At 61.3% G+C, this 23,748-nt stretch carries 25 protein-coding genes (1 of these 25 only partly in view); 8 read left to right on the forward strand and 17 right to left on the reverse strand.

The window, feature by feature from the left end; genetic code table 11:
* Window positions 1-1,771 carry the 5' portion of a DNA polymerase I gene (gene polA / locus I6L49_RS15065; protein WP_216949846.1) on the reverse strand. It extends 995 nt beyond the left edge of the window, so 1,771 of the gene's 2,766 nt are visible here — the first part of the coding sequence; its start codon is at window positions 1,769-1,771; the stop codon falls past the left edge of the window.
* 401 nt (window positions 1,772-2,172) lie between these two features.
* On the opposite strand from polA, the gene elbB reads away from it, so the two are divergent.
* On the forward strand, window positions 2,173-2,823 hold the full coding sequence (elbB, locus tag I6L49_RS15070) for an isoprenoid biosynthesis glyoxalase ElbB (RefSeq protein ID WP_216949847.1): 651 nt from the start codon (window positions 2,173-2,175) through the stop codon (window positions 2,821-2,823).
* A 72-nt stretch (window positions 2,824-2,895) separates the two neighbouring features.
* Here the strand turns inward: elbB and I6L49_RS15075 are convergent, their stop codons facing one another.
* The 4 genes from I6L49_RS15075 to I6L49_RS15090 all read right to left on the reverse strand — a co-directional run bounded on the left by I6L49_RS15075 (window position 2,896) and on the right by I6L49_RS15090 (window position 6,352).
* On the reverse strand, window positions 2,896-3,105 hold the full coding sequence (locus I6L49_RS15075) for a cell division protein ZapB (RefSeq protein WP_005339554.1): 210 nt from the start codon (window positions 3,103-3,105) through the stop codon (window positions 2,896-2,898).
* A 246-nt stretch (window positions 3,106-3,351) separates the two neighbouring features.
* On the reverse strand, window positions 3,352-4,632 hold the full coding sequence (locus I6L49_RS15080; protein WP_216949848.1) for a hypothetical protein: 1,281 nt from the start codon (window positions 4,630-4,632) through the stop codon (window positions 3,352-3,354).
* A 20-nt stretch (window positions 4,633-4,652) separates the two neighbouring features.
* Window positions 4,653-5,432, reverse strand: a complete 780-nt coding sequence (gene cysE, locus I6L49_RS15085; protein ID WP_005339552.1) for a serine O-acetyltransferase — start codon at window positions 5,430-5,432, stop codon at window positions 4,653-4,655.
* A gap of 8 nt (window positions 5,433-5,440) precedes the next feature.
* Complete coding sequence (locus I6L49_RS15090; protein ID WP_042081837.1) at window positions 5,441-6,352, reverse strand: cation diffusion facilitator family transporter; 912 nt, start codon at window positions 6,350-6,352, stop codon at window positions 5,441-5,443.
* Window positions 6,353-6,437: 85 nt separating this feature from the next.
* Between I6L49_RS15090 and I6L49_RS15095 the strand changes: the two genes are divergently transcribed.
* From I6L49_RS15095 to trmL, 3 genes are all read left to right on the forward strand, one after another.
* Window positions 6,438-7,133 (forward strand): response regulator, encoded by a 696-nt coding sequence (locus I6L49_RS15095; RefSeq protein ID WP_005339549.1) that lies wholly within the window; start codon window positions 6,438-6,440, stop codon window positions 7,131-7,133.
* Window positions 7,115-8,485 (forward strand): ATP-binding protein, encoded by a 1,371-nt coding sequence (locus I6L49_RS15100; RefSeq protein WP_005357421.1) that lies wholly within the window; start codon window positions 7,115-7,117, stop codon window positions 8,483-8,485. Before I6L49_RS15095 ends, I6L49_RS15100 begins: the two co-directional genes overlap by 19 nt.
* A 74-nt stretch (window positions 8,486-8,559) precedes the next feature.
* The gene (gene trmL / locus I6L49_RS15105) at window positions 8,560-9,024 is read left to right on the forward strand and encodes a tRNA (uridine(34)/cytosine(34)/5-carboxymethylaminomethyluridine(34)-2'-O)-methyltransferase TrmL (protein ID WP_005339545.1); all 465 of its coding nucleotides are present in this window, start codon (window positions 8,560-8,562) and stop codon (window positions 9,022-9,024) included.
* Window positions 9,025-9,037: 13 nt separating this feature from the next.
* On the opposite strand, the gene I6L49_RS15110 is transcribed toward trmL, so the two are convergent.
* From I6L49_RS15110 to lexA, 4 genes are all read right to left on the reverse strand, one after another.
* The gene (locus tag I6L49_RS15110) at window positions 9,038-10,327 is read right to left on the reverse strand and encodes an MATE family efflux transporter (RefSeq protein ID WP_236767892.1); all 1,290 of its coding nucleotides are present in this window, start codon (window positions 10,325-10,327) and stop codon (window positions 9,038-9,040) included.
* Window positions 10,328-10,401: 74 nt separating this feature from the next.
* Complete coding sequence (locus I6L49_RS15115) at window positions 10,402-11,028, reverse strand: SCO family protein (protein ID WP_216949850.1); 627 nt, start codon at window positions 11,026-11,028, stop codon at window positions 10,402-10,404.
* 210 nt (window positions 11,029-11,238) lie between these two features.
* The gene (locus I6L49_RS15120) at window positions 11,239-11,454 is read right to left on the reverse strand and encodes a hypothetical protein (protein ID WP_019446524.1); all 216 of its coding nucleotides are present in this window, start codon (window positions 11,452-11,454) and stop codon (window positions 11,239-11,241) included.
* Between the two features lie 483 nt (window positions 11,455-11,937).
* Window positions 11,938-12,561 (reverse strand): transcriptional repressor LexA, encoded by a 624-nt coding sequence (lexA, locus tag I6L49_RS15125; RefSeq protein WP_005339540.1) that lies wholly within the window; start codon window positions 12,559-12,561, stop codon window positions 11,938-11,940.
* Window positions 12,562-12,765: 204 nt separating this feature from the next.
* Between lexA and plsB the strand changes: the two genes are divergently transcribed.
* Window positions 12,766-15,189, forward strand: a complete 2,424-nt coding sequence (gene plsB / locus I6L49_RS15130; protein WP_019446525.1) for a glycerol-3-phosphate 1-O-acyltransferase PlsB — start codon at window positions 12,766-12,768, stop codon at window positions 15,187-15,189.
* Window positions 15,190-15,258: 69 nt separating this feature from the next.
* Here plsB and ubiA read toward each other — a convergent pair whose 3' ends face one another.
* Window positions 15,259-16,128 carry a 4-hydroxybenzoate octaprenyltransferase gene (ubiA, locus tag I6L49_RS15135; protein WP_005356031.1) on the reverse strand — a complete coding sequence of 290 codons (870 nt, stop codon included), beginning with the start codon at window positions 16,126-16,128 and terminating at the stop codon, window positions 15,259-15,261.
* Window positions 16,125-16,661 carry a chorismate lyase gene (locus I6L49_RS15140; protein WP_005357416.1) on the reverse strand — a complete coding sequence of 179 codons (537 nt, stop codon included), beginning with the start codon at window positions 16,659-16,661 and terminating at the stop codon, window positions 16,125-16,127. Before I6L49_RS15140 ends, ubiA begins: the two co-directional genes overlap by 4 nt.
* A 145-nt stretch (window positions 16,662-16,806) precedes the next feature.
* Here I6L49_RS15140 and I6L49_RS15145 point away from each other — a divergent pair, with 145 nt between their 5' ends.
* Window positions 16,807-17,241: a flagellar basal body-associated protein FliL gene (locus tag I6L49_RS15145; protein ID WP_040069400.1), complete on the forward strand. Its 435-nt coding sequence runs from the start codon at window positions 16,807-16,809 to the stop codon at window positions 17,239-17,241.
* A 112-nt stretch (window positions 17,242-17,353) separates the two neighbouring features.
* The gene (locus tag I6L49_RS15150; RefSeq protein ID WP_005339525.1) at window positions 17,354-17,518 is read left to right on the forward strand and encodes a hypothetical protein; all 165 of its coding nucleotides are present in this window, start codon (window positions 17,354-17,356) and stop codon (window positions 17,516-17,518) included.
* Between the two features lie 20 nt (window positions 17,519-17,538).
* Here the strand turns inward: I6L49_RS15150 and I6L49_RS15155 are convergent, their stop codons facing one another.
* The 5 genes from I6L49_RS15155 to waaF form a co-directional block, all read right to left on the reverse strand.
* Window positions 17,539-17,871 carry a DUF2799 domain-containing protein gene (locus I6L49_RS15155; RefSeq protein ID WP_040069401.1) on the reverse strand — a complete coding sequence of 111 codons (333 nt, stop codon included), beginning with the start codon at window positions 17,869-17,871 and terminating at the stop codon, window positions 17,539-17,541.
* 137 nt (window positions 17,872-18,008) lie between these two features.
* Window positions 18,009-18,134 (reverse strand): hypothetical protein, encoded by a 126-nt coding sequence (locus tag I6L49_RS21115; protein ID WP_005339521.1) that lies wholly within the window; start codon window positions 18,132-18,134, stop codon window positions 18,009-18,011.
* Between the two features lie 74 nt (window positions 18,135-18,208).
* A complete protein-coding gene (locus I6L49_RS15160) occupies window positions 18,209-19,189 on the reverse strand; it encodes an MDR family oxidoreductase (protein ID WP_216949851.1) in 981 nt (326 codons plus the stop codon).
* Window positions 19,190-19,282: 93 nt separating this feature from the next.
* Window positions 19,283-20,548, reverse strand: a complete 1,266-nt coding sequence (gene waaA / locus I6L49_RS15165) for a lipid IV(A) 3-deoxy-D-manno-octulosonic acid transferase (protein WP_216949852.1) — start codon at window positions 20,546-20,548, stop codon at window positions 19,283-19,285.
* 1 nt (window position 20,549) lies between these two features.
* The gene (waaF, locus tag I6L49_RS15170; RefSeq protein ID WP_104016839.1) at window positions 20,550-21,584 is read right to left on the reverse strand and encodes a lipopolysaccharide heptosyltransferase II; all 1,035 of its coding nucleotides are present in this window, start codon (window positions 21,582-21,584) and stop codon (window positions 20,550-20,552) included.
* A 276-nt stretch (window positions 21,585-21,860) separates the two neighbouring features.
* Between waaF and I6L49_RS15175 the strand changes: the two genes are divergently transcribed.
* The gene (locus I6L49_RS15175; RefSeq protein ID WP_216949853.1) at window positions 21,861-22,637 is read left to right on the forward strand and encodes a glycosyltransferase family 2 protein; all 777 of its coding nucleotides are present in this window, start codon (window positions 21,861-21,863) and stop codon (window positions 22,635-22,637) included.
* A 51-nt stretch (window positions 22,638-22,688) separates the two neighbouring features.
* On the opposite strand, the gene I6L49_RS15180 is transcribed toward I6L49_RS15175, so the two are convergent.
* Window positions 22,689-23,726, reverse strand: coding sequence for a glycosyltransferase family 9 protein (locus I6L49_RS15180; RefSeq protein WP_216949854.1), 1,038 nt, complete (start codon window positions 23,724-23,726; stop codon window positions 22,689-22,691).
* Window positions 23,727-23,748 lie beyond the last annotated feature (22 nt).

Raw genomic sequence — 23,748 nt, forward strand, 5'->3', positions numbered from 1 at the left:
TGATCGGCAGGCCCAGCTTGGTGAAGAGGATCTCCCCAAGCTGCTTGGGCGAGGAGAGGTTGAACTCCTGCCCAGCCAGCTCGTGAGCCTGCTTCTCCAGCTCCGCCAACCGCAGCTCGATCTCCTGACTCTGCTGGTGCAGCAGCTTGGGATCGATGGTGGTGCCGAGCAACTCCATCCGCGCTAGCACCGGTAACAGCGGCAGTTCGATCTCGCTGAATACCTTGGCAAGGCCCGGCACGGCCTCCAGCTGACCCCACAGGGTCTGGTGCAGACGCAGGGTGATATCGGCATCTTCCGCCGCATAAGGGGCGGCCTGCTCCAGCTCGATCTGGTTGAAGGTGAGCTGTTTCACCCCTTTGCCCGCAATATCTTCAAAGGAGGTAGTCTCAACCCCGAGGTAACGCTTGGCCAGCGAATCCATATCGTGACGGCTGGCGGTGGAGTTGAGCACGTAGGACTCGAGCATGGTGTCGTAGGCGATACCCTGCAGGTCGATGTCATGGTTGAGCAGCACGTTGCGGTCGTACTTGAGGTTCTGCCCCACCTTGAGACGGGTCGGATCTTCCAACAGCGGCTTGAGCTTGCCCAACACCACGGCCTCGCTCAGCTGTACCGGTGCCCCCAGATAGTCGTGGCCAAACGGCACATAAGCAGCCTTGCCCGGCTCAACCGCGAAGGAGACGCCGACGATCCGCGCTTCCATATAGTCGAGACTGGTGGTTTCGGTATCGAAGGCAAACAACGGTGCCGCTTTCAGCTGTTCCAGCCAGCCGTCAAACTCGGCTTCGTCCAGAATGCAGCGGTAGTCGGTTTCGATGGCGGCAACCGGAGCGGCGCTCTCATCGCCAGCCTCGTCTTGTCCGGCGCTTTCGCTCCCCTCTTCACCACCGGATTCCAGCTCCTTGATCAGGTTGCGCAGCTCGTATTCGCGATAGACCGCCAGCAGGGACTCCTTGTCGACCGGTTTGAGCAACAGCTCTTCCAGACTCTGTTCCAGTTCGACGTCAGTCTTGATGGTCGCCAGTCGATAGGAGAGACGAACCAGCTCCTCCTGCTCGCGGAACTTGTCGGCGAACGCCTTGGAGCCTCGGAAGCCGAGCGCGGCTACCTTGTCGAGGTTGGCGGCAATCTCGTCGATGCTGCCAATCCCCTGCAGCAGAGCCAGTGCGGTCTTCTCGCCGACACCGGTCATGCCGGGAATGTTGTCCACCTTGTCCCCCATCAGCGCCAGGTAATCGATGATGAGCTCGGGCGGTACGCCGAACTTCTCGATCACCCCTTCCCGATCGGTCTTCACATCCTTCATGGTGTCGATCAGGGTGACATGGTCGGAGACCAGCTGCGCCATGTCCTTGTCGCCGGTGCTGATGAGCACAGGCAGCTGTTTCTCGGTCGCCTGACGGGCCAGGGTGCCGATCACGTCGTCGGCCTCCACCCCTTCGACCATCAGGAAGGGGAAACCCATCGCCTTGATCATCTGGTGGATAGGAGCGACCTGGCTGCGCAGATCGTCCGGCATGCTGGCGCGTGTTGCCTTGTATTCGGGATAGATGTCGTCACGGAAGGTCTTGCCCTTGGCGTCGAACACCACGGCCACGTGGCAGTCGGGGTACTGCTTGCGAAGGCTGCGCATCATGTTGGCCATGACACGGACGGCGCCGCTAGGCAAGCCGGTCGAGGTGCGCAGATCGGCCTGCTGCGAGGCAAAGAAGGCGCGGTAAAGATATGAAGAGCCGTCGACCAGAATAAGAGGATTGCTAGAGGCCATGAAAATCGTCCTGCCAGAGATAAACAGCCGCTAGGATGCCACAGGGCCCCCCTCACACCAAGGGGCGCAGCAACAGCACACAGTGCCTGATTAAGGGACTCAGTCTGTGGATAACTCTGTGTTCAAAAATGGGACGCATCAGAGCGCACAGTGACAAAACTGTGCATAAGAATATAAAAACCCATTAAAAACAATACATTGAGATCGTAAAAACCGATCGCGAGACAGTTAGAATGATCTCGATCAATGTGGAAAAAGATTTAAGGGAGTAGGTACGGCAGGATCCAAAACGAAACAATCCTAGCACAGCAAGATGACTTGACCAGCGGAGGGCGAGCGATAACCATACAAAAGTACAACAATCCATCCTGGCTCACATTTTCAACAATGAGGAGTTTGCCATGAAAAAAGTGGCCGTGATTTTGAGTGGCTGCGGTGTCTTTGACGGGGCCGAAATCCACGAGGCCGTCATCAGCCTGCTGGCGTTGGCCCGTCAGGGAGCCGCCGTCCAGTGCTTCGCCCCGAACGTGGCGCAGCTCCATGTCATCAACCACCTGACCGGTGAAGTGAGCGAGGGAGAGAGCCGCAACGTGCTGGTCGAAGCGGCCCGCATCTGCCGTGGCCAGATAAAGGATGTGGCCGAGCTGGATGCGGCCGATTACGATGCGCTGCTGGTACCCGGCGGCTTTGGCGCGGCCAAGAACCTGTGCGACTTCGCTATCAAGGGGGCCGAGTGCCAGATCCAGCCCGATGTGCTGAAAGCGTGCCAGAGCTTTGCCAACGCCAACAAACCGGCCGCCTATATCTGCATCGCACCCGCCATGATCCCGCTGATCTATGGTGCCGGGACGCTGGCGACCATCGGCCATGACGAAGACACCGCCAACGCCATCGAGACGATGGGTGGCAGCCATCTCAACTGCCCGGTCAACGAATTCGTGGTGGATCAGGAGCGCAAGGTGATCTCCACCCCCGCCTACATGCTGGCCAACAACATAGTCGAAGCGGCAGACGGCATCGAGAAGACAGTCAAGCAACTGCTGGCGCTGTAATTCCCATCCCGCCAAAAACAGACGGGCCGCTCATGGAGCGGCCCGTTTTCAATTCTGCCTGAAGGCGATGAATTAGATGGTTTCGCCCATCTGATCCATTTTACCCAGCAGGGCACGCAGACGCTCCTGCCATGCAGTGTGCTCGTTGCGCAGCTGATGGTTCTCGTCTTGCAGCTTGCTGTTCTGCTCTTTCAGCTCGTCCAGCTCCATCTTCAGCAGGGAGATGTTGTCGACAGCGGATTGTACTTTGGATTCGAGTTGCTCAAGGACTTCTAGTGACATATGCATACCTGTTTGTTCAATTGCGATGCCCCACAGAGGGCGATTCAAGCGCGTGAAGCCAGCATACCCCGAGCGCATCGGCACAAACAAGCCAGTGCGCTGTAAAATGCGCCTTCCATAGATGTATTGTCTAAATATGCGTCTATTTTTCTCGCATCCTGCGCCAGAGCCGCGACAACACTCGGAACAGTACGTAAAAGGCACCGCCACCCGCGCATCATTTGCACCCTCTCGACGGAATCGCCGTTATCCATGCAAGGCGATATAAGCCCCTAGCAACAGAGAGGCGACGACATACATCAGCAGGCCGTAGAGCAGGTTCCAGCGCAGGATCAACCCGGCACTGAGGTTGTAGCGGGAGGCCAGCGCCAGATTGGATCCGGAGAGCGGACTGGTGCCGGTGGCAAGCCCCCACCCCAGCAGGAAACACATGCCGAGCAGGCTGGGATCCGGCGCCAGCGGCCAGAGCAGCGGCGCCAACCCGGAGATGCTGATGAGCGGATGTACCCCGACGATGGCCACCAGCAGAATCAATAGCAGGGTGAGGGATGCCTCAAGCCAGCCAAAGTGGTTGAACAGCGGCAGGCCGTGACCAGCACCGAGATCGATGACCGACAACGCACTGTTGATGCCTGCCGCCAGCAAACCGGCCCCCAGAAACAGCACCAGCTGACCACCGATGGCGGGGAAGCGCTCCACCACCTGCCGCTTGAGGGCCGCCTTGCGCCCGACCCTCGGCATAAAGAGCAGCGCCAGCAGCGGGGCCACCAGCGCGATCACCGCCAGAATGCCGAGCTGGGGCCAGATCTGCTTGATGAGCAGTACCAGCAACGCCAGCGTGACCGGCAACCCCAGAGTCTGCAACCGCAGCGGATAACCGGCAAAGTCGGCCACCCCGATCCGTTCCACCTGCCAGGCGGTCAGCCCCATCGCCAGCAAGGCGGCGAGGATCCCGAACGGCAGAATATGGGAGAGCTGCAAACCCGGCGCATAGGTCAGTGCTACCGCCATGGCGACAAAGAAGGGCGACCAGAAGGCGGCGGCACAGAAGATCCGGCTCAGTACCATCACCTGACGCCGCTCCAGGGTGCCATTGCGCTCCAGTCGATCGCCGATGATAAAGAGCACCGAGAGGTTGATGACCGCCCCCAGCAGATTGAGGCTGGCCATGGTGCTCCACAGCCCCTTGCGCCCGGTCCAGGAGGTGGTGCCGGTCAAGAGACCTGATGTGGCAAGGTTGAGGGTGCTCACCGCGGCAAACATGGTGAGCATATTGATGTTGGGCAGCAGCCAGTCACCGGCGGTGAGGGTCGCTCCCCGCCACCAGGAGAAGATCAACAACAGCAGGGCGGCGCCATACAGGGCCAGCGCCTGCCGCTTGGCCGCCCCCACCAGCCAGGGCCAGGTGAGCAGTGATGCCCCCCAAGCCGCAATGGCCGCGGGCCAGGGGGAGAGTCCCAGATAGAGATGGAGCAGGTTGAGCAGCCACATCCCCAAAATCAGATAACCCGACCAACGTTTGGCCATCGACTACTCCGGCCGGGAGATCAGAGACACTGATCCATATCCAGTGAAGGCTTGTCGCACTCCGGACGGCCGACGATCTTGGCGGGTACGCCAGCGACCGTGGTATGCGGCGGCACCGGGTTGATCACCACGCTGCCCGCGCCAATTTTGGCGCCCACGCCCACTTCGATATTGCCGAGCACCTTGGCGCCCGCCCCTATCATCACCCCTTCGCGGATCTTGGGATGGCGATCGCCGCTCTCCTTGCCGGTACCACCGAGGGTCACGCTCTGCAGGATGGAGACATCATCTTCAATCACCGCTGTCTCGCCCACCACTATGCCGGTGGCATGGTCAAACATGATCCCCTTGCCGATGCGGGCGGCCGGATGCACATCCACCCCGAACACCACCGAGATCTGGTTTTGCAGATAAAGGGCCAGCGAGCGGCGCCCCTGACGCCACAGCCAGTTGGCGACCCGATACCCCTGCAGGGCATGGAACCCCTTGAGATAGAGCAGCGGGGTGGAGAAGAGATCGACCGCAGGATCCCGCTCCTGCACGGCGCAGATGTCGGCCGCCACTACCGTCAGCAGCTCGGGCTCGCTGCGCAGGGCCAGCTCGATCACCTCGCGCAGGGCGATGGCGGGCATGGTGGCGCTGTCGAGTTTGTTGGCCAGCTGGAAGCTGAGGGCCGAACGCAGGTTCTTGTGATTGAGAATGGTGGAGTGGAAGAAGCTGGCCAGCATCGGCTCTTGGGCCGCCATGCACTCCGCTTCTTGCTGAATTTTGTGCCAGGTTTTGGCAACCAGTTCATCCATGTTGCAGCCTACTGTTGTTCTGGGTGAGGGCTCTGTTGTTCTTTTGTCAGCACCGAGATGGGGTCCATGTGGATGATGACATCCATCCGCTCGAATGCCTGGCGGACCGCCAGTTCGGCTTCATCGGCGATCTGATGGGCCTTGACCAGGGGGATCTGATCATCCAGTTCAAGATGCAACTGTACGAATCGGGTCGGCCCGGATTGACGGGTGCGCAGGTCATGTACGCCGTGTACACCTTCTACGGCACAGCAGAGCGCCATTATTCTCGCTTGTTCTTCCGCTGGCAACTGACGATCGAGCAGGGCCTGCACCGACTCGTAGCCGATGTGCCCGGCCCCCCACAACAGGAACAGCCCGATCAGGATGGCAAACAGGCCGTCGGCCCAGTACCACCCCTGCCCCGCCAGCACCAGCGCCAGCAAGACACCGGCATTGAGCAGCAGATCGGAACGGTAGTGCAGCATGTCGGCCTTGATGGCCACACTGTTGGTCTTGCGAATGACAACGCTCTGGAAGCTGACCAGCAGCAGGGTCAGCACGATGGAGCCTCCACTGACCCAGAGACCCGCCTCCAGCCGCAGGATAGGCGCCTGATTGAGCAGGGATGAAATTCCGTGCATCACCAGCAGCAGGGCAGAGCCGGAGATAAAGGCCGACTGGATGAGGCCCGCCAGCGACTCCGCCTTGCCGTGACCGAAGCGGTGCTCGTCATCGGCGGGGGCCAGCGCATAGCGAATGGCCAGCAGGTTGATGATGGAGGCACTCACATCCATGAAGGAGTCGGTGAGCGACGCCAGCAGGGTCGACGAGTCGGTCATCAGCCAGGCGATCAGTTTGCCGATGATCAGCAAGGTAGCGGTGGTGACCGCCGCTATGCTGGCAAAGGTCACCCAACGAGAATATTGTTGATGGCTCAAAACCGGCTTTCCTCTGGCGATGAAAAACTTATTATACCCTGACCCCGGCGTCAGTTTGGCGCGAAAATCTGCGGAATAACACCAGATGAACAGAATACTCCTGGTCGACGACGATCTTGAATTGACCCAACTGCTCACCGAAATTCTGACCCTGGAGGGATTTCAGGTCACGGTCGCCGAGGATGGTGAAGAGGGGCTACAACGGCTGGCGGAGCAGAGCTTCGATCTGGTGCTGCTGGATGTGATGATGCCCAAGCTCAACGGCTTTGCCATGCTGACCAAGCTGCGCAAGACCCACGACACCCCGGTGCTGATGCTGACCGCCCGCGGTGACAGCCAGGATCGGGTCAACGGTCTGGAAGCGGGCGCCGACGACTATCTGGCCAAGCCATTCGATGACAGGGAGCTGCTGGCCCGGGTACGCGCCATCCTGCGCCGCACCCAGAGCGCCCCACCCCAGCGCGGCAACTCCTCCGACGAAGTGCACTTCATGGATATCGTGCTGCAACCCGGCCTGCAGCAGGCCCGCTGCGGCGAACAGCTGCTGGAGCTGACCGCCACCGAATTCGGGCTGCTGGAGTGCCTGCTGCGTAATCCCGGCCAGATCGTCAGCAAGAGCCACCTCTCCGAGCAGGTGCTGGGCAAGAAGCTGGAACCCTTCGATCGGGCCATCGACATGCACCTGAGCAACCTGCGCAAGAAGCTGCCGGACCGCACCGATGGCCAGCCACGCTTCAAAACCGTACGGGGGCGCGGGTACCTGTGGCTAGAGCAAGAATAGAGCGCATCAACTCCCTCAACGGGATCTCGACCCACATCTTCCTCTGGTTCTGGTTCATGCTGCTGGTGATGCTGGCCGCCGTGATCAGCCTGCCGACCCTGGATCCCCGTAACCAGATCCCGCTGCCGACCCACGAAGTCGCGCGGATGCAGAACAACGTGCAGGCCCTGCTCAACGCCGCCGAGCCGGATCAGGATTTTGATCTGGCCAAGGCGATGGACAAGATCGCCATGCTGCCGGTGGACAACGTCTACCTGCGCGACGAGAAGGGGCAGATCCAGTCCACCACCCATCCGCGCAAGTTCGTGGTGCGCTTTATGGTGGACGCCGATGACCCGGCCAATCCCATGCTGGGCAACGAGGATCGCAAGGCGATCGCCGGCCCCTTCCTGATGGAGCACCACGGTCATCGCTATCACGTCTATTTCGGCCTCAATGCCGAGAATCCCTACCTGTTCCTGTTTATTCAGGTGCTGGATCACCCGATCCGCATTCTGGGCATCTCGATGCTGGTCAGCACCCCGCTCTGCCTGCTGCTCGCCTGGCGGCTGACCCGCCCCATCCTGCAGTTGCAGAAATCGGTCTCCCAACTGGCGGCCGGCAATCTGGAGGTACAAATCCCCAACCTGGGACGGGGCGACGAGATCGGCCAGCTGGCGGATAACGTCAGCCGCATGGTGGAGACGCTCAAGAGCATGATCCAGAAGCAGAAGCAGCTGCTTTCCGATATCTCCCACGAGCTGCGCAGCCCCCTCACCCGGATGCAACTGGCGCAGGCGCTGATCCGCCGCAAGCAGGGTGACAGCGCCGAGTTGGCGCGGATCGAATCGGAGATCGGGCGGCTGGACAAGCTGATCGGCGATCTGCTGGATCTGTCGCGGGTGCAGCAGCATGTGGAGGCTCCCATCGTGCAGCCGCTGGCCGACCTGCTGGAGCCCATCCTCGAAGATGCCATGTTCGAGGCAAACCAGAGCGGCAAACAGCTCAGACTGCCGCCACTGCCCGCAGAGTCGATCCAGATGTGGCCAGAGCTGCTGGCCCGGGCGGTGGAGAACCCCCTGCGCAACGCCCTCAAATATGCCCGCGAGTTCATCAAGGTGGACTGGTATCGGGAAGGACTGGAGTGGGTGATGACCATTCGGGATGACGGCCCCGGGGTGCCTGACGAGCAACAGGCGCTGCTGTTCCAGCCCTTCTTCCGGGTCGATGATGCCCGCAACGCCAAGACTGGCGGCACCGGGCTGGGGCTGGCCATAGCCTCGGAGGCGATCCAGCGCCACGGCGGCACCATTGCGGCCAGCAACAATCATCCCACCGGGCTGACCATCACCATCCGCTTGCCCATCGCCTGATCCTTTTCATCCGGACGGGCGCTGGGTATGCTGGCGCCCCTTCTTGGCTTTACATCTCTTTGCAGGAGCTCGTCATGCTCGATATCGTCCTCTACCAGCCGGAAATTCCGCCCAACACCGGCAATATCATCCGGCTTTGCGCCAATACCGGTTACCGGCTCCATCTGATCGAGCCGCTGGGATTTGAGTGGGATGACAAACGGGTAAAGCGGGCGGGACTCGACTATCACGAGTTTGCCGAGGTGAAGCGCTGGCCAAGCTATGAGGCTTTTCTGGCCGCCGTGGCGCCCAAGCGGGTGTTTGCCTGCACCACCAAGGGCCGCACCGCGCACTCAGCAGCACAATATGCCCTTGGCGATGCCCTGCTGTTTGGCCCGGAGAGTCGCGGCCTGCCCATCGAGATCATCGAGAGTCTGCCATTCGAGCAGCGGCTGCGCATCCCTATGGTGCCCCAGAGCCGCAGCATGAACCTCTCCAACGCGGTGTCAGTCTTCGTCTACGAGAGCTGGCGCCAGCTCGGCTACGACGGTGCCATGTAAGCGCCACCGATGATCAGTGGCGGGCGTCGAGCAGATGCCCGCTGCGCTCCAGCCGCCAGCAAGTTACCCCCAGCGACAGACCGCGCCCCACCATCAACGCTGCCATCGCCGCCCATAACGCGGCCACGCCCCACGACTGACAGAGCCACCAGATCGGGAAGAAGCCGCCAAACGCGGCCAGCAACATGCTGTTGCGCATCTCCCGCGCCCGGGTCGCCCCGATAAATACGCCATCCAGCAGGAAGCACCAGACCGCCAGCAAGGGCATGGCGATCAGCCAGGGAAGCTGACGATTTGCCTCCGCCACCACGGCCGGAATGTCGGTGATATAGCCGATAAGGTGGGCACCGAAGAGGGCAAACACCAGGGTAAAACCACTGGCAATGAGGGCGGCCCAGCCCAGATTGAGCACGATGGCCTCCCGCAGTTTCTGCCGATCCCGCTGACCGATGGCTCGTCCTACCATGGCCTCCACCGCATAGGCAAAACCATCGAGTCCGTAGGAGATGAGCATCAGGAAGTTGAGCAGCACCGCATTGGCGGCCACCGCCACATCCCCCAGTCGTGCCCCTTGCAGAGTCATGAAGGCGAAACAGAGCTGCAAACAGAGGGAGCGCAGGAAGATATCGCGGTTGAGGCCGAGCAGCCGCACCATAGGCGCAAGCTGCCGCCAGCGCTGCCAACCATCCTGCCACACCGTCGGCGCCAGTTGCCGCAGCTGACGGCGTACCAGCCAGATGCCGACGGCCAGCGCGCAGTAGTCCGCCATGACAGAGGCCGCCGCCACACCCCGCACCTGCCAGCCGAGCCCCAGCACAAACAGGGCATCGAGCGCCATATTGACCAGATTGGTGAGGATCAACATCACCATGGGGCTGCGGGCATCCTGCATCCCCAACAGCCAGCCCATGACCACCAGATTGCAGAGCGCCGCCGGGGCGCTCCAGATCCGCACCGCCACATATTGGCCCGCATAAAGCTGCACCTCGGGCGAGCCGCCACTCAGGGCGATCAACCGTGGCAACAGGGGGAAGAGCAACAACAGCAGCGCAAGACCGAGAGCAATGGCCAGCCCCAGCGCCCGCAGCAGGGTATCGAGCTGGGCACGACCGTCGGCGGCGCCGTGCGCCTGCGCCGTCAGTCCGGTGGTCGACATCCGCAAAAAACCGAGCAACCAGAAGATGAGGTTGATCAGGGTCGCGCCGACCGAAACGCCCCCCAGAAACCAGGCCTGACCGAGATGACCGATCACCCAGGTGTCCACCAGCCCCAGCAAGGGGGTGGTGATATTGGAGAAAACCATGGGCAGGGCGAGCGCAAAAACAGCGCGGTGGCGAGAGGGATCTCGCCACCAGGGGGCAACAGCTGGGGTCACGCTCAGTCGCCTGTCAGCTTCAGGATGCGGGCGAAGTCAGAGAGCATGGTGGCCATCTGCACCCTGGGCACCTGACCCGGCGCCACCTGCGGGCGGAACACCGCCTGCAGCTTGCCCTTGGGATTGATGAGCACGATGGAAGCGGAGTGATCGATCAGATAATCCTTCTCCCCCTGATTGGCGATGGAGTAGATGAGCCCCAGATTGCGCACGAACGGGAACAGCTTGTCGTGGGGGGCAGTGGCCGCCTTGAACTCGGGATTGAAGAAGGCGGTATAGGTCTTGAGGCGTGGAATATCGTCACGCTGGGGATCCGCCGAGATAAACACCACCTGACTGTCGGGCGCCATCTTCTTCAGCTGGTCATAGACGGAGCGCATATCTGCCAGGGTGGTGGGGCAGATATCGGGGCAGAAGGTGTAGCCGACGAACAGGAAGGTCCAGTGCCCTTTCAGGCTGGCAGGGGTGAACGGCTGGTTGTCCGCATCGGTAAAGGCGAAATCATTGATATCCCGCCCCGCCGGATAATAATCGGCCTGTTCCGGCTGCTCTGGCTGTGTGGCGTAAAACACCAGGAGCAGGCAGGCTGTCAGCAGCAGAAAGAGCAAGGGATAGCGGAGCTTCATCATAACAAGAGACCCTTTCAGTTCGAGGCAGATGGCCAGCAGTGACCGGACAAGAAGGGGGCATTGTACCCCAGCGAGCCGCCAAGGTGGTTCAACCTTGTGCAACGCCCTGTCAGGAGTCGACCATTTGGCATAATTAATCGCCAATTTCAGCCATAAAAAAACCGGCCCCCTTGGGTGCCGGTTATGGATGGATTTGTTTGTCTCTTCTGCTCAGGGGCGAGCGTTACGCCCCTGCTGCAACATCTTGCCGATGGCCCGCACGCCGATGGGAATCACGGGGGCCAGCCAGCCCTCTTCCCCCTGGCGATCACCGTGACCACGCTTGAACAGCAGCACCAGACGCACCACCTTCTCTTTCGGGCATCCCAGCCAGAGCGTCCAGTGCGAACCACGATGGTGCAGCCAGAGACCGTAAAACCAGGTCATCCGGCTACCTTTGACGAAACGGGTGATTGACGATTCCGCTGGCGCAGCCCCAGCCTCTGAATCCCATGGCGATCTTGATGCCATACCAGTCCTCCTTGACCGACAGGTCATGTTGCTTCGTCGGCCTGAACTGGGAACAGGCCCGTCACGACTATCTGCAACCATTACGAGTGGTCCCCTTTGCCCGACAAGGCTCGGGATCTCCCCACTCCCCCTTCATATCCCGTGAAGGTGTACTGCCCGATTCTCGTTGTTACCGGCCCTCCCGTCCTGCGCATTGCGATGGTCAGAGGGAGGCGCCAAGCCCTATCTCGGCGACAGGGCACTGATCTGAGCATATATCTGAAATGGATGATTGGTAGCCGGTCGCGCAGGACAAAAATGCCGCCGCCGATGATTTGTTTGATATGACAGGGAAAGTGCGCCAGAAACAGCACGGCTTCCCGAAGGAGGCCGTGTGGCAAACGCAGTTGGCGGGGATGATTACATCCAGTCGGCGTTGCGGATCACCCCGACCGCCAGCCCCTCGATGGTGAGCTGCTGGCAAGAGAGGTCCACCTCGATGGGGGAGAGCTCTTCATTCTCCGGCAGCAGCCATACCTGACTGCCCTTGCGCTGGAAGCGCTTGACGGTGACATCCTCATCGAGACGGGCGACCACCACCTGACCGTTGCGCACCTCCTGGGTCTTGTGCACCGCCAGCAGATCGCCATCCAGAATGCCGATGTTCTTCATGCTCATCCCCTGCACCCGCAGCAGAAAATCTGCGCGCGGATGGAACAGGGCGGGATCAACCTGATAGTGGCTCTCGATGTGCTCCTGAGCCAGGATAGGTTCACCGGCGGCAACCTTGCCGATGAGCGGCAAACCGCTCTCTTCCAGCACCTCTTCCTCTTCGAGCAACAGGCGAATGCCGCGGGACGTGCCCGGCATGATCTCGATGACCCCTTTTTTGGCCAGGGCCTTCAGATGTTCTTCGGCCGCATTGGCCGACTTGAAACCAAGCTTCTGGGCAATCTCGGCACGAGTCGGCGGCATGCCGGTCTCGCTCATGTTCACCTTGATCAGCTCCAGCACTTCGGCCTGGCGGGGGGTAAGGGGTTTCATAGAATTGGCACCTGTCTTTTTATACAGCACACTGGCAGTATATACAGTGCAGTGGCCAAGGCAAGGCGCAGCTGACATTTGTCGCGACCAACCCCTCATTTACTACTGTTTTGATCCTGCGCAGCCGACTCATCGTACCTCTCGGCGACAAGGGGCTGTCGATTTGCTATGCTCACGCCGCATTTTTTTGGAGAGCAGACGCACATGTCCCTAGGACAGAAGATTTCCAGAGCCATCTTGCAATGGCCGGTCAGCGGCTTGGTCAATCACAAGAGCCTGCCGGAAAATCCCATCACAGAACTCAATCTGGATCCGGCCAGACCCATCGTCTATGCCCTGAAAACCAGTTCGATCACCGACCTGATGACCCTGCAGCAGTGCTGCGAGGATCTCGGTCTGCCCGGCCCCTTCACGCCGCTGGAACTGAACGGCCAGCTGCTGCCGCGCTATGTCTGTCTGGACCGTCCGCCTCCCCTGTTTGGCAAACGCAGCAAACCGCTCCCCTTCCTGCAGGAGTTCCACCAGCTGCTGGATCTGCACAAGCAGGATCCCGAGCTGGATATCCAGGTGGTGCCCGTCACCCTGTTCTGGGGCCGCGCTCCGGGTCGGGAAGGGGAAGAAGCCTCCGGCCTCAACATCATCAGCAGCCTGGCGCCGAACCGGCTGAAGAAGGCGCTTATCGTGATCCTCAAGGGTCGCGAGAATCTGGTGCGCTTCTCGCCGCCGCTCTCCCTGCGCTATATGGCGGACAAGCACGGCACTGACGAGGCCATCGCCCACAAGCTGGCACGAGTGGCCCGTACCCACTTCAGCCGTCAGCAGCTGGCTGCCACCGGCCCGAAACTGCCGAACCGCAACCTGCTGTTCAAGCAGCTGCTCGACTCCGCGGTGATCCAGCAGGCGATTGAAGAGGAGGCCCAGCGCGAAGGGATCAGCCTCGAGAAGGCGCAAAAGCGTGCCCATGGCTACATGGACGAGATCGCCTCCAACTTCTCCTACCGGCTGATCCGCCTGGGCGAGAGCTTCCTCGGCTGGCTGTGGAACAAGCTCTACCGCGGTTTGTCGGTCAATGGCGCCGAGAAGGTGCGCCAGCTGGCGCAGGAAGGGCACGAGATCGTCTACGTTCCCTGCCACCGCAGCCACATGGACTACCTGCTGCTCTCCTACGTCATCTACCACCAGGGGATGGTGCCGCCCCATATCGCGGCAGGCATCAACCTCAACTTCTGGCCGGCGGGCCCCATATTCCGCCACGGCGGCGCCTTCTTCATTCGCCGCACCTTCAAGGGCAACCCGCTCTACAGCACGGTATTCCGGGAATACCTCAACCTGCTGTTTGCCAAGGGTTACTCGGTAGAGTTCTTCACCGAAGGTGGTCGCTCCCGTACCGGCCGTCTGCTGCCGCCCAAGACCGGCATGCTGGCGATGACCCTGCAGGCAATGATGCGCGGGCTGGACAGGCCGGTCACTCTGGTGCCGGTCTATCTGGGTTACGAGCACGTGATGGAGGTGAACACCTACCACAACGAGCTCAAGGGCAGCCGCAAGGAGAAAGAGAGCTTCCTGCAGGTGCTCGGCATCCTGCGCAAGCTGCGCAACTACGGCCGTGGTTTCGTCAACTTCGGCGAACCGCTGACCCTCAACAGCTACCTGAGCGAACATATCCCCGACTGGAAAAAGCACATCGGGGAAGAGGAGCGTCCGGAGTGGATGGCGGGCACTGTCAACAATCTGGCCGAACTGCTGATGACCCGCATCAACGGCGCTGCTGCGGTCAACGGCCTGACCCTGAGCGCGCTGGCGCTGCTGGCCGCCGAGCGCCACGCCCTGACCCGCGACGAGTTGCAGGCCCAGCTCAACACCTATCTGGATCTGCTCAAGGCGGTGCCCTACAGCCCGCAGAGTACCATTCCGGATGAGGATGCCAAGACCCTGCTGGATCAGGCGATGGAGCTCAACAAGTTCGAGGTGAGCGAGGACAAACTGGGGCAGATCATCAGTCTGGACCGCTATCAGGCGATCCTGCTGACCTACTACCGCAACAACATCCTCCACCTGTTTGCCATGCCCTCTCTGGTGGCGGCATTGATCGAACGGTGCGAAGGGATCTCCCGCAGCGAGATCATGGCCCGTTGCATCGACATCTATCCGCTGCTCAAGACCGAGCTGTTCCTGCGTTATGAAGAGGAGGAGTTGCCGGCGCTGGTCGACAGCCTGCTCGACGCGCTGCAGACCCAGCAACTGATCGAGACCCGCGATGACGGCTACTGGGTCAATCCGGCCAACCAGATGCGCCTGCTGCTGCTGGCGGAGAGCATTCAGGAGACCCTGCAACGCTACGCCATCGTGCTGACCCGGGTGCTGGCCCAACCCCATATCGAGGCGGAGCAGCTCGAGGCGGACGGCCTGATGATGGCAGAGCGCCTCGGCACCCTGCACGGCATCAACGCCCCCGAGTTCTTCGACCAGAAGCTGTTTAGCACCCTGATCCACACACTGCGCAAGGAGGGCTACCTCTCTCCCGAGTGCAAGCCGGATCTCGGCCGCTTCCAGGCGCTGGCCGACAACATAGTGCCGCTGCTGAGCAACAAGATCCGCCGTACCATTCAGGCGGGCAATCAGCTCTGATCTGCAACGCAAACAAAGAAGGCCGCATGATGCGGCCTTCTTTTTTATCGGAGTCTGCGCGGGAACAGGTCACGCCAGCAGGTAATCGAGCACCAGACCGGCAAACACCAGCGCCCCCACATAGTTGTTGTTGAGAAACGCCTGGAAGCAGGCTTCCCGCTGCCGCTCGCGAATGAGCCGCTGCTGATAGACAAACAGCACCGCCGCCCCCAGCAATCCCCAGTAATACCAGCCCCCCAGCGTCATCAGCTGCCCGACCGCCAGCAACAGCAGCAGCGTCGAGAGTTGCAGTACGCCGATGATCCGTTTGTCGTAACGACCAAACAGGATGGCGCTGGATTTGAGGCCGATCTTGAGGTCGTCATCCCGATCCACCATGGCGTACTGGGTGTCGTAAGCCACCGTCCAGAGCAGATTGGCAAAGAAGAGCAGCCAGGCCACCAGCGGCAGGGCATCCGCCTGGGCCGCATAGGCCATCGGGATCGACCAGGAGAAGGCCATCCCGAGCACCAGCTGAGGGTTCGAGATAAAGCGCTTCATGAAGGGGTAACTCACCGCCAGCAGCAGGGCGACAAACGACAGACCGATGGTGAGCGGATTCATGGTCAGCACCAGACCAAACGAAATGAGCGCCAGCACGAAGAAGAGCGCCAGCACCTCCCACGGCTTGACTCTGCCCGTGGGCAAGGGGCGACCAGCGGTGCGTTTGACGTGGCCGTCGAAGTTGCGATCCGCATAGTCGTTGATCACGCACCCTGCCGAGCGCATCAGAAAGACGCCGACCACAAACACGGTCAGCACCCAGAGATTGGGCAGGCCACCAGCGGCCAGCCAGAGCGCCCACAGGGTTGGCCATAGCAGCAGCAGAGTACCTATGGGTTTGTCGACGCGGGCCAACTGCATATAGGCAAGTCCCCGCTCCTTGGTTAACAAATTCACTCCAGCTCCTTGTCACAGACGAGAGAGGGCAGAAACAGCTCGTGCACCAGCAGTGGCCACTGCCCCAGAAACAGACGGGAACGACGCCCCCAGACAGTGGCGGCCGGGCAACGGGGATTGGCGGCAATATCGAAACGGGCCAACTGCAGATGATCGCGGCGGGCAGGCTCATGGCCAAATACCCGCTCACCCAGCGGCTGCTCGCCAAGCTCGGCAATGCCGCTCCCTTGCAGTGCACCATCGGCAAACAGGGTCCAGCCCAGCACGGCGGGTCCACGATCTCCGTGCAAGATCACCTCGCGGCAGGTACCGGCCGGCGAGGCCGAATCCACCAGCCACTGCTCATCGGCAGTAAGGGCGACCGGGTGATTGCCCAGCCACTCCACCGAAAAGTGGCGATTGTGCTGACGCAGCCGCCGGGTCATGGAGCCGGGCTCCAGCAGCCAGGGGCGCAAGCTGGCGGGCAATTCGCAACATTCGGGGGCCAGCCACCCGCTTAACGGCGTGAGGGGAACAGTCAACTCGGACTTCACAGCTTCACCATCCAGAGATTTCCGTGTTCAGGTTAAAATCCGGTTTATTATCCGTAAATCAATAGCGAAATGTAAGAACATCCGTGCTTGACGGCCCCGATGGCAACATCAAAAATGGGTTATCTCTTGCTGATGAGCCATCTATATGAAGATATTCAAAATTCTGCTGGTGTTGTTACTGAGCTGTGGCGCCCTGCAGCAGCAAGCTCTGGCTGAAGATGAACCGCCCGCCGAGGGCACAGAGGGGGCTGCCAAGCCTGGTTTCTCCTACCACGCGCTCGATCCCGACATCATCACCAACTACCTGAGTGATAGCAAAACCCTCGGTTATATCCGGGTCACGGTGGAGCTGATGGCGGAAAACGAGGCCGATCTCAAGCTGCTGGAGCAGCATGACCCGCTGATCCGCGATGCCATCATCCGCCTGATTGGCAGCAAAAATGCCGATCAAGTGAAGTCCCTGACCAACCGAGAAGAGCTGCGCAAGGAGTGCGAGACAACCGTCAACGAACTGCTGGTGAAAGAGACCGGCAAGAAAGCGGTGCGCGAGCTTATCTTCACCAAGTTCCTCTACCAGTAATCCTTCCCGAAACAATCGCTTATTGGCATATCGGCCAATAAGCGAGCTTTGCCGGTTTATTCGAAATGAAAATCGATTACAATACGGCCGTCAAGTCGTAGAGGTAATCGTTATGGGCAGCAAAACCCTGTGTGAATGGCGCCGTCACGAGATCCCCACCGATCTCAAGGCGCTGAGAAAAATCGTGCGCAAACCCAAGTTCGTCTGCAGCAAGTGCGCCCGCAGTGCCAATGACAAGGGTTACCTCTGCCAACCGCTGCGTTTGAAAGAGGAGTAACGCCCCTCCCTGTCAGGGCGTTATTGATCGGTCCACCCCTGACGCCCCTGCTCGAACAATCTGCGTGCCTGGGTATCATTCGGGCAAACGCCGCGATACTCCTCGCCTGAGCGGCCAGCCAGATAGAGGTGCTCGGGGCGGCAATACCATGCCAATCCCTTCTGATGTCCCTGCTTCCACAGTTCAGGATCCACCTTCTTGCCACATTGCCCCTGATGGAACTCTATCCGCTCGGTGGTGAAGCCCAGCTTGCCATCCGCCTCCCCCACCTCACTCCACACCTTCTCGCAGGGATCATCGTTGGAGACACAGCCACCCAGCAGGGCAGCCAACAATATGATGGTGAGTCGCATAGTCATCCTTGAGCGTCATTTGGGCAGTTCATTCTACCCAGCGCCCCGCCCCTGACCAAGGACGAACGCTCAGCCGTGTGAGCGCGGCAAAAAAATCAGGCGGGCCCAAAGCCCGCCTGTTCGTTCAATGCCGTGGTTCACTGGTCATCGAAAGTGTCATCATCCTGCCAGCTTTCATCTTCCCACTGATCCAGCTCTTCTTCCCAGGAATCCGGCTCCCAATCATCATCAGAGGAGTCGTAATCCGGCTTGTGTCCACCCATCTTCACTCTCCTTGGATAGTTCACCCGCACTCCAATTTTATCCGGAATTGTCGGGCTCGCCAGTCAGAGAGAGTTCAAAGTTTGACCAGAGTCCGACCGGCGATCTGGCCTTGCGTGATGGCCTCGGCGGCCTCCACTACCTGCTCCAGCCCAATCTCGGTAACCGCCTGTTCAAAGAAGCTGGCGGGAAGATCCCGTGCCAGTCGCTGCCACGCCAGTTGACGACGTTCAAACGGGCACATCACCGAATCGACCCCCTGCAACCGCACGTTGCGCAGGATAAAGGGCATCACACTGGTCGGCAGATCGAAGCCGCCCGCCAGCCCGCAGGCCGCCACGGCGCCGCCATAGTTCATCTGGGCCAGCAGCTTGGCCAGCACCTGACTGCCGACGGTATCGATGGCGCCAGCCCACAGCTGTTTTTCCAGCGGTTTGGCAGGCACCAGCAGCTCACTACGCGGCACGATGCGGCTGGCACCCAGTGCGGTCAGCATGGCCCCCTGCTCTTCGGGACGACCGGTCAGCGCCGCCACCTGATAGCCAAGGGCTGCCAGCAGGGCAACCGAGGTGGCACCCACGCCGCCAGCCGCGCCGGTGACCAGCACCTCGCCGCTTTCGGGAGTAATGCCCGCCTCTTCCAGTGCCAGCACGCAGAGCATGGCGGTGAGACCGGCGGTACCGATGCACATGGCCTGCCGTTCATCCAGCCCGGCGGGCAACGGCACCAGCCAGTCCCCTTTGACCCGCGCCTGTTCGGCCATACCGCCCCAGTGCCCTTCACCCACACCCCAACCGGTCAGCACCACCTTGTCGCCGGGCTGATAGCGGCTGTCGGCAGATTCGAGCACGGTACCGGCAAAGTCGATGCCGGGCACCAGCGGCCACTGGCGCACTATCTTGCCCTTGCCGGTGATGGCCAGCCCGTCCTTGTAGTTGATGGAGCTGTAAGCGACCGCCACCCGCACCTCACCTTCCGGCAACTGGCTCTCGGCCAGCCGGGTCAGAGTCGGAACAGTCTTGCCGTCTTGGTTTTCCAGTAACAGAGCCTTGAACATGGTTGCCTCTTTGATGACGTGTGAAACGGGGATCAGCTGCTTTGACGCTTTTGCAGTTGAAAATCGAGAGCCAGCGCGGTGCCCATCATGGGTTCAGTCGTTCTCCAGCGCGGTGAGACAATGAGAGAGGGTGCATGCCAGGGCTCCCTGATTGCGCAGCACCACGGCGCGGGCCTGCTCGCCCATCTCGCGGCGGGCGTTGCCGTCGGCAAACAGCTGGCTCACCCGCTCGCCCAGCTCGGCGGCATCGGCCACGATGGCGGCGCCCCCCTGAGCCACCAGCTGGCGGGTAATGTCGCTGAAGTTGAAGTAGGCAGGGCCGGTCAGGCAGGGCTTGCCGAGCGCCGCCGGCTCCAGCAGGTTGTGACCGCCGATCTTCACCAGGCTGCCGCCGACGAAGGCCACATCGGCCGCCGCCAGCATCAGCGGCAGCTCACCCATGGTATCGCCGAGATAGACCTTATCCCCGGCACTCACCGCAGCACCATCAGTGCGACGCACGCAGCCATAAGGGGCACACAGTTCGGCCACCCGGTCGAACCGCTCGGGGTGGCGTGGCACCAGAATGAGCAGCGCGTCGGGATGGCGTTTGAGCAGCAGATCGAAGGCGGCCAGCACCTGCTCGTCCTCACCCTGATGGGTGCTGGCGGCGATCCAGACCGGCCGATCCGCCCCCAGCTGCTGGCGCAGGGCACGCCCCTTGGCCTGCACCTCGTCACCAAACTGGATATCGAACTTGATGGAGCCGGTCACCGCCAGCCGCGAACGCGCGATGCCGAGGCGGGCGAAGCGGTCTGCGTCATCCTGATGCTGACAGAGCAGATGGGTCAGCGGCCGGCTCAGGGCATCGAAGGCGCCGTGGAAGCGGGCATAACGCTGGCAGGAACGCTCGGAAAGACGGGCGTTGATGATGGTCACCGGCAGGTGGCGCGCCTCGCAGGCGGCCAGCCAGTTCGGCCACAACTCGGTCTCCATCACCCAGAGCGCGCGCGGCTTGAAGGTGTCGAGAAAGGCGGCAATGGCCCAGGGGTAGTCGAGCGGCGCGTAGCGATGGATCACCAGATCCCCCAGCTTGGCAGCCTGATCGGCGCCGGTGCGGGTGGTGGTGGTGAGCAGGATCGGCAGATCGGGCCGCTCCGCCTTGAGGGCACGAATGAGCGGCGTGATGGCCAGCGTCTCCCCCACGCTCACCGCATGGATCCAGAGCGGCGCCTCCTGTCCGGTGGCGGGCAGCCGCCCGAGATGCTCGGCCCAGCGCTTGCCAAAACCGGGCTTGCCTTTTTTCGGCTTGTAGAGGGCCAGCAGCGCCAGCGGCAATCCCAGATGGATCAGCAGGTTGTAGAGCAGACGGTAGGGCATCTTACTGACTCTGCTCCAGCTTCTTGCAGGCATCGACCACCTGCTCCGGCGCCAGGTCGATCAGGCACTTGAGATGGCCGAACTTGCAGGTGCGCTTGAAGCAGGGGCGGCACTCGATGTCGGTGTGAACGATCTCGACCCGATCTGCCAGCGGCGGGGTGTAGAGCGGCGAGGTGGAGCCATAGACGCCCACCAGCGGCCGGTTGAGGGCGGCGGCGATGTGCATCAGGCCGGAGTCGTTGGAGATGACCCGGCTGGCCAGCGCCATCAGATCGATCGCCTCGTGCAGGCTGGTCTTGCCCGCCAGCACGTGGCAGTTGGGGCGAGTCAGCAGATTGACCCGATCCCGGATGGTATTGGCCACCGGCACATCCTTGTTGGAACCGAAGATCCACACCTGCCATCCCTCGTCCAGATGCTGCTGGGCCACCACGGCATAGTGCCCTTCCGGCCAGCGCTTGGCCGGGCCGAACTCGGCACCGGGGCAGAGCACCAGCACCGGACGGGCGCGATCCAGTCCCAGCCGCTCCAGCGCCTTGCTCTGGTTGATCAAATCGACGTGGAGAGCCGGGTGCGGAATGGTCGGAATATCGGCCCGACTCTTCATCTGCGCTTTGGGATAAGCGAGCGCCAGATAGCCCTCCACCATCAGCGGGAAGGCGGATTTGTTGCTGCGCATATCGTTGAGCAGGCCGAAGCGGTGCTCCCCTTTCCAGCCGGTACGCACCGGAATGCGGGCAAACCAGGGGATCAGCGCCGACTTCATGGAGTTGGGTTGAACGATGGCCTGATCGTACTTCTCGGCCGCCAGTTGTTTGCCGAGGCGGCGGCGCGCCACCAGCTTGAAGTCACCGTGGCCGAGGGGCATGGTGATCGCCTTGTCCACCTCCGGCATCCGCTCCAGCAGGGCGCAGCACCAGGCGGGGGCCATCACGTGCAGCTCGCTCTCGGGATGGTTGGCCTTGATCGCCTTGTAGAGACTCTGGGACATCACCATATCGCCGACCCAGGAGGGGCCGATCACCAATATTTTCATTACGCGTCTTCTCTCGGGTCTGGCCCGGCGGTTAATCATCACTGGGCGAGATTATGCCCCAAGAATGGTCGGATAAATAACAGAAGATCCTTGGCAAACGCTGCCGTCACCCCATTTTTCCAGCAGTGGCCCGCTTCCAACCGGACGAGACGAGACAGGCAAACAGCTGATAGAAACGGGCAATGGCGGCTCTCTCTTTGACCCGTTTTTCCGTTAGAATGGCCCATCAATACGCATTCGACCCGCCAGCCGGGCAATAACCGTGAGCCCACATTCGTGAAAAAACCGACTCTGGCTGCCGTTCTTATCGTCAAGAATGAAGCCGACAACCTGCGCAAGTGCCTCGCCTCCCTCGACGGACTGGTGGACGAGATCGTCATTCTGGACTCTGGCAGTCAGGACGAAACCCCGGCCATCGCCGCCGAATTTGGTGCCCGTTTCTTCGTCAATGCCAAGTGGCCCGGCTTTGGCAAACAGCGCAGACTGGCCCAGTCCCATGTGCAGTCCGACTGGGTGCTGTGGCTGGATGCCGACGAGCGACTCACCCCCGAGCTGAAAACCGCCATCGCTAACGTGATGGCCAATCCGGCCAGCGACACCATCTACTCGCTGCCGCGCCTCTCCTGGGTCTTTGGCCGCTTTATCCGCCACAGCGGCTGGTATCCGGATCGGGTGCTGCGCCTCTATCCCAAGGCGCTCACCAGCTACAACGAGGCGCTGGTGCACGAAAAGGTGGAAGTACGGGCCAACATGAAGATCGTCAATATTCATGGCGACCTGCTCCACTTCACCTATCGGGATCTGGAGCACTATCTGGTCAAATCCGCCGGTTATGCCCGCGCCTGGGCCGACCAGCGCACCGCTCGCGGCAAGAAGGGCTCCCTCAGTCAGGGGCTGATGCACGCCGTCGGCTGCTTCATCAAGATGTACCTGCTCAAGGCGGGCTTCCTCGATGGCAAGCAGGGGTTGCTGCTGGCGATCCTCTCCGCCCACTCCACCTTCGTCAAATACGCCGACCTCTGGGTGCGCCAGCAGCCGCAGCAGCCGGAATAACCGTCATACTAAACAGGGCCCCGCGGGGCCCTGTTTGCATTGCTGCATACGTTATTTGCGCCAGAAAGGCGCCGCCCAGCGGGCCATCTCCGGCACCATGGCCTTGGGATCGAGCTGGCTCATATCCTCCGGGTGATCGCTGTCCTCCGGAGGGCTGAAGGCGAGGTGACGCCCTTCGCTGTTGAGGGGCTTCCAGCGCAGCGGAGTAGCGGAGCGGCGCATCGGGAAGAAACCGATGGTCGGCACATCGAGCGCACCGGCGATATGGAGCGGGCCGGTGCTGCCGGCGATAAACAGGGCTGCGTTGGCCAGCACCTGACAGAACATCGGCAGACCATCGCTGGAGCGGTAGATCCAGCCGTTGCCACCGTGGGCCAGCAACTCGGCCGCCAGCTGTTCGGCCATCTTCTCCTCGCCCGGGCCTGCGGTCAGCACGCACTGCAGCTCGGGGCAGGCCTGATTGAGCTTGATGATGATACGGGCATACTGCTCGATGGAGAGGTTGTTGGCCGAACCGCCGCTACCGGCATGCACCATCAGCCAGGGGCGGCTGGCATCGAGCTTGAGCTTGAGTGCCAACTGCTCGCGCACCTGTTGCAGGGTCTCGTCATCGAACTGCAGGAAGGGGGTCTTGGGCTCCACCACGGCCACCTGCTGATCGGCCAGGAAGCGGCGGATCAGCTCCAGGTTGTACTCGGACTCCGGTTTCTGGGAGCGGGAGCGACGCTGCACCAGTCGCTGGTTGTAGAGCACCTGCGCCAGCTTGGTCGCCGGGGCCAACCGGTAAGGGATGTGCGCCTTCCACACCAGCATGGCGTTGCGGGAGTTGGAGAAGAGGCAGATGGACGCGTCGAACGCCGCCGCCTTGATCCGCGCCAGCAGTGCCCGCTGTTGCTCCTTGTCGGCCCGCACGCCCGGATCGATGATCACCTCGTCAATCCAGGGGCAGAGCCGGGCCAGCGGCGCCGTGTAGGCCGGAACCAGGGCAGTCACATGACACTCCATGGAGCCTTTGAGCATGGCGAAGCTAGGCCACGCCAGCATGAAGTCACCAATCTTGTCATTGCGAACGACCAGAATACGTTTCATAAAAAATCCCTTTGCTCCCTGT

Source organism: Aeromonas sp. FDAARGOS 1419, assembly GCF_019047045.1.
In the GTDB taxonomy this organism is placed as follows: Bacteria; Pseudomonadota; Gammaproteobacteria; order Enterobacterales; family Aeromonadaceae; genus Aeromonas; species Aeromonas veronii.

Coding starts and splice junctions, on each gene's coding strand:
- I6L49_RS15155 (WP_040069401.1), bottom strand. CDS start 17,871: ATGCGACTCACCATCATATTGTTGGCTGCCCTGCTGGGTGGCTGTGTC.
- plsB (WP_019446525.1), top strand. CDS start 12,766: ATGTCCCTAGGACAGAAGATTTCCAGAGCCATCTTGCAATGGCCGGTC.
- I6L49_RS15115 (WP_216949850.1), bottom strand. CDS start 11,028: ATGATGAAGCTCCGCTATCCCTTGCTCTTTCTGCTGCTGACAGCCTGC.
- I6L49_RS15075 (WP_005339554.1), bottom strand. CDS start 3,105: ATGTCACTAGAAGTCCTTGAGCAACTCGAATCCAAAGTACAATCCGCT.
- waaA (WP_216949852.1), bottom strand. CDS start 20,548: ATGCCCTACCGTCTGCTCTACAACCTGCTGATCCATCTGGGATTGCCG.
- cysE (WP_005339552.1), bottom strand. CDS start 5,432: ATGGATGAACTGGTTGCCAAAACCTGGCACAAAATTCAGCAAGAAGCG.
- trmL (WP_005339545.1), top strand. CDS start 8,560: ATGCTCGATATCGTCCTCTACCAGCCGGAAATTCCGCCCAACACCGGC.
- lexA (WP_005339540.1), bottom strand. CDS start 12,561: ATGAAACCCCTTACCCCCCGCCAGGCCGAAGTGCTGGAGCTGATCAAG.
- I6L49_RS15095 (WP_005339549.1), top strand. CDS start 6,438: ATGAACAGAATACTCCTGGTCGACGACGATCTTGAATTGACCCAACTG.
- I6L49_RS15145 (WP_040069400.1), top strand. CDS start 16,807: ATGAAGATATTCAAAATTCTGCTGGTGTTGTTACTGAGCTGTGGCGCC.
- elbB (WP_216949847.1), top strand. CDS start 2,173: ATGAAAAAAGTGGCCGTGATTTTGAGTGGCTGCGGTGTCTTTGACGGG.
- I6L49_RS21115 (WP_005339521.1), bottom strand. CDS start 18,134: ATGGGTGGACACAAGCCGGATTACGACTCCTCTGATGATGATTGGGAG.
- I6L49_RS15080 (WP_216949848.1), bottom strand. CDS start 4,632: ATGGCCAAACGTTGGTCGGGTTATCTGATTTTGGGGATGTGGCTGCTC.
- I6L49_RS15150 (WP_005339525.1), top strand. CDS start 17,354: ATGGGCAGCAAAACCCTGTGTGAATGGCGCCGTCACGAGATCCCCACC.
- I6L49_RS15120 (WP_019446524.1), bottom strand. CDS start 11,454: ATGACCTGGTTTTACGGTCTCTGGCTGCACCATCGTGGTTCGCACTGG.
- I6L49_RS15180 (WP_216949854.1), bottom strand. CDS start 23,726: ATGAAACGTATTCTGGTCGTTCGCAATGACAAGATTGGTGACTTCATG.
- I6L49_RS15160 (WP_216949851.1), bottom strand. CDS start 19,189: ATGTTCAAGGCTCTGTTACTGGAAAACCAAGACGGCAAGACTGTTCCG.
- waaF (WP_104016839.1), bottom strand. CDS start 21,584: ATGAAAATATTGGTGATCGGCCCCTCCTGGGTCGGCGATATGGTGATG.
- I6L49_RS15110 (WP_236767892.1), bottom strand. CDS start 10,327: ATGGTTTTCTCCAATATCACCACCCCCTTGCTGGGGCTGGTGGACACC.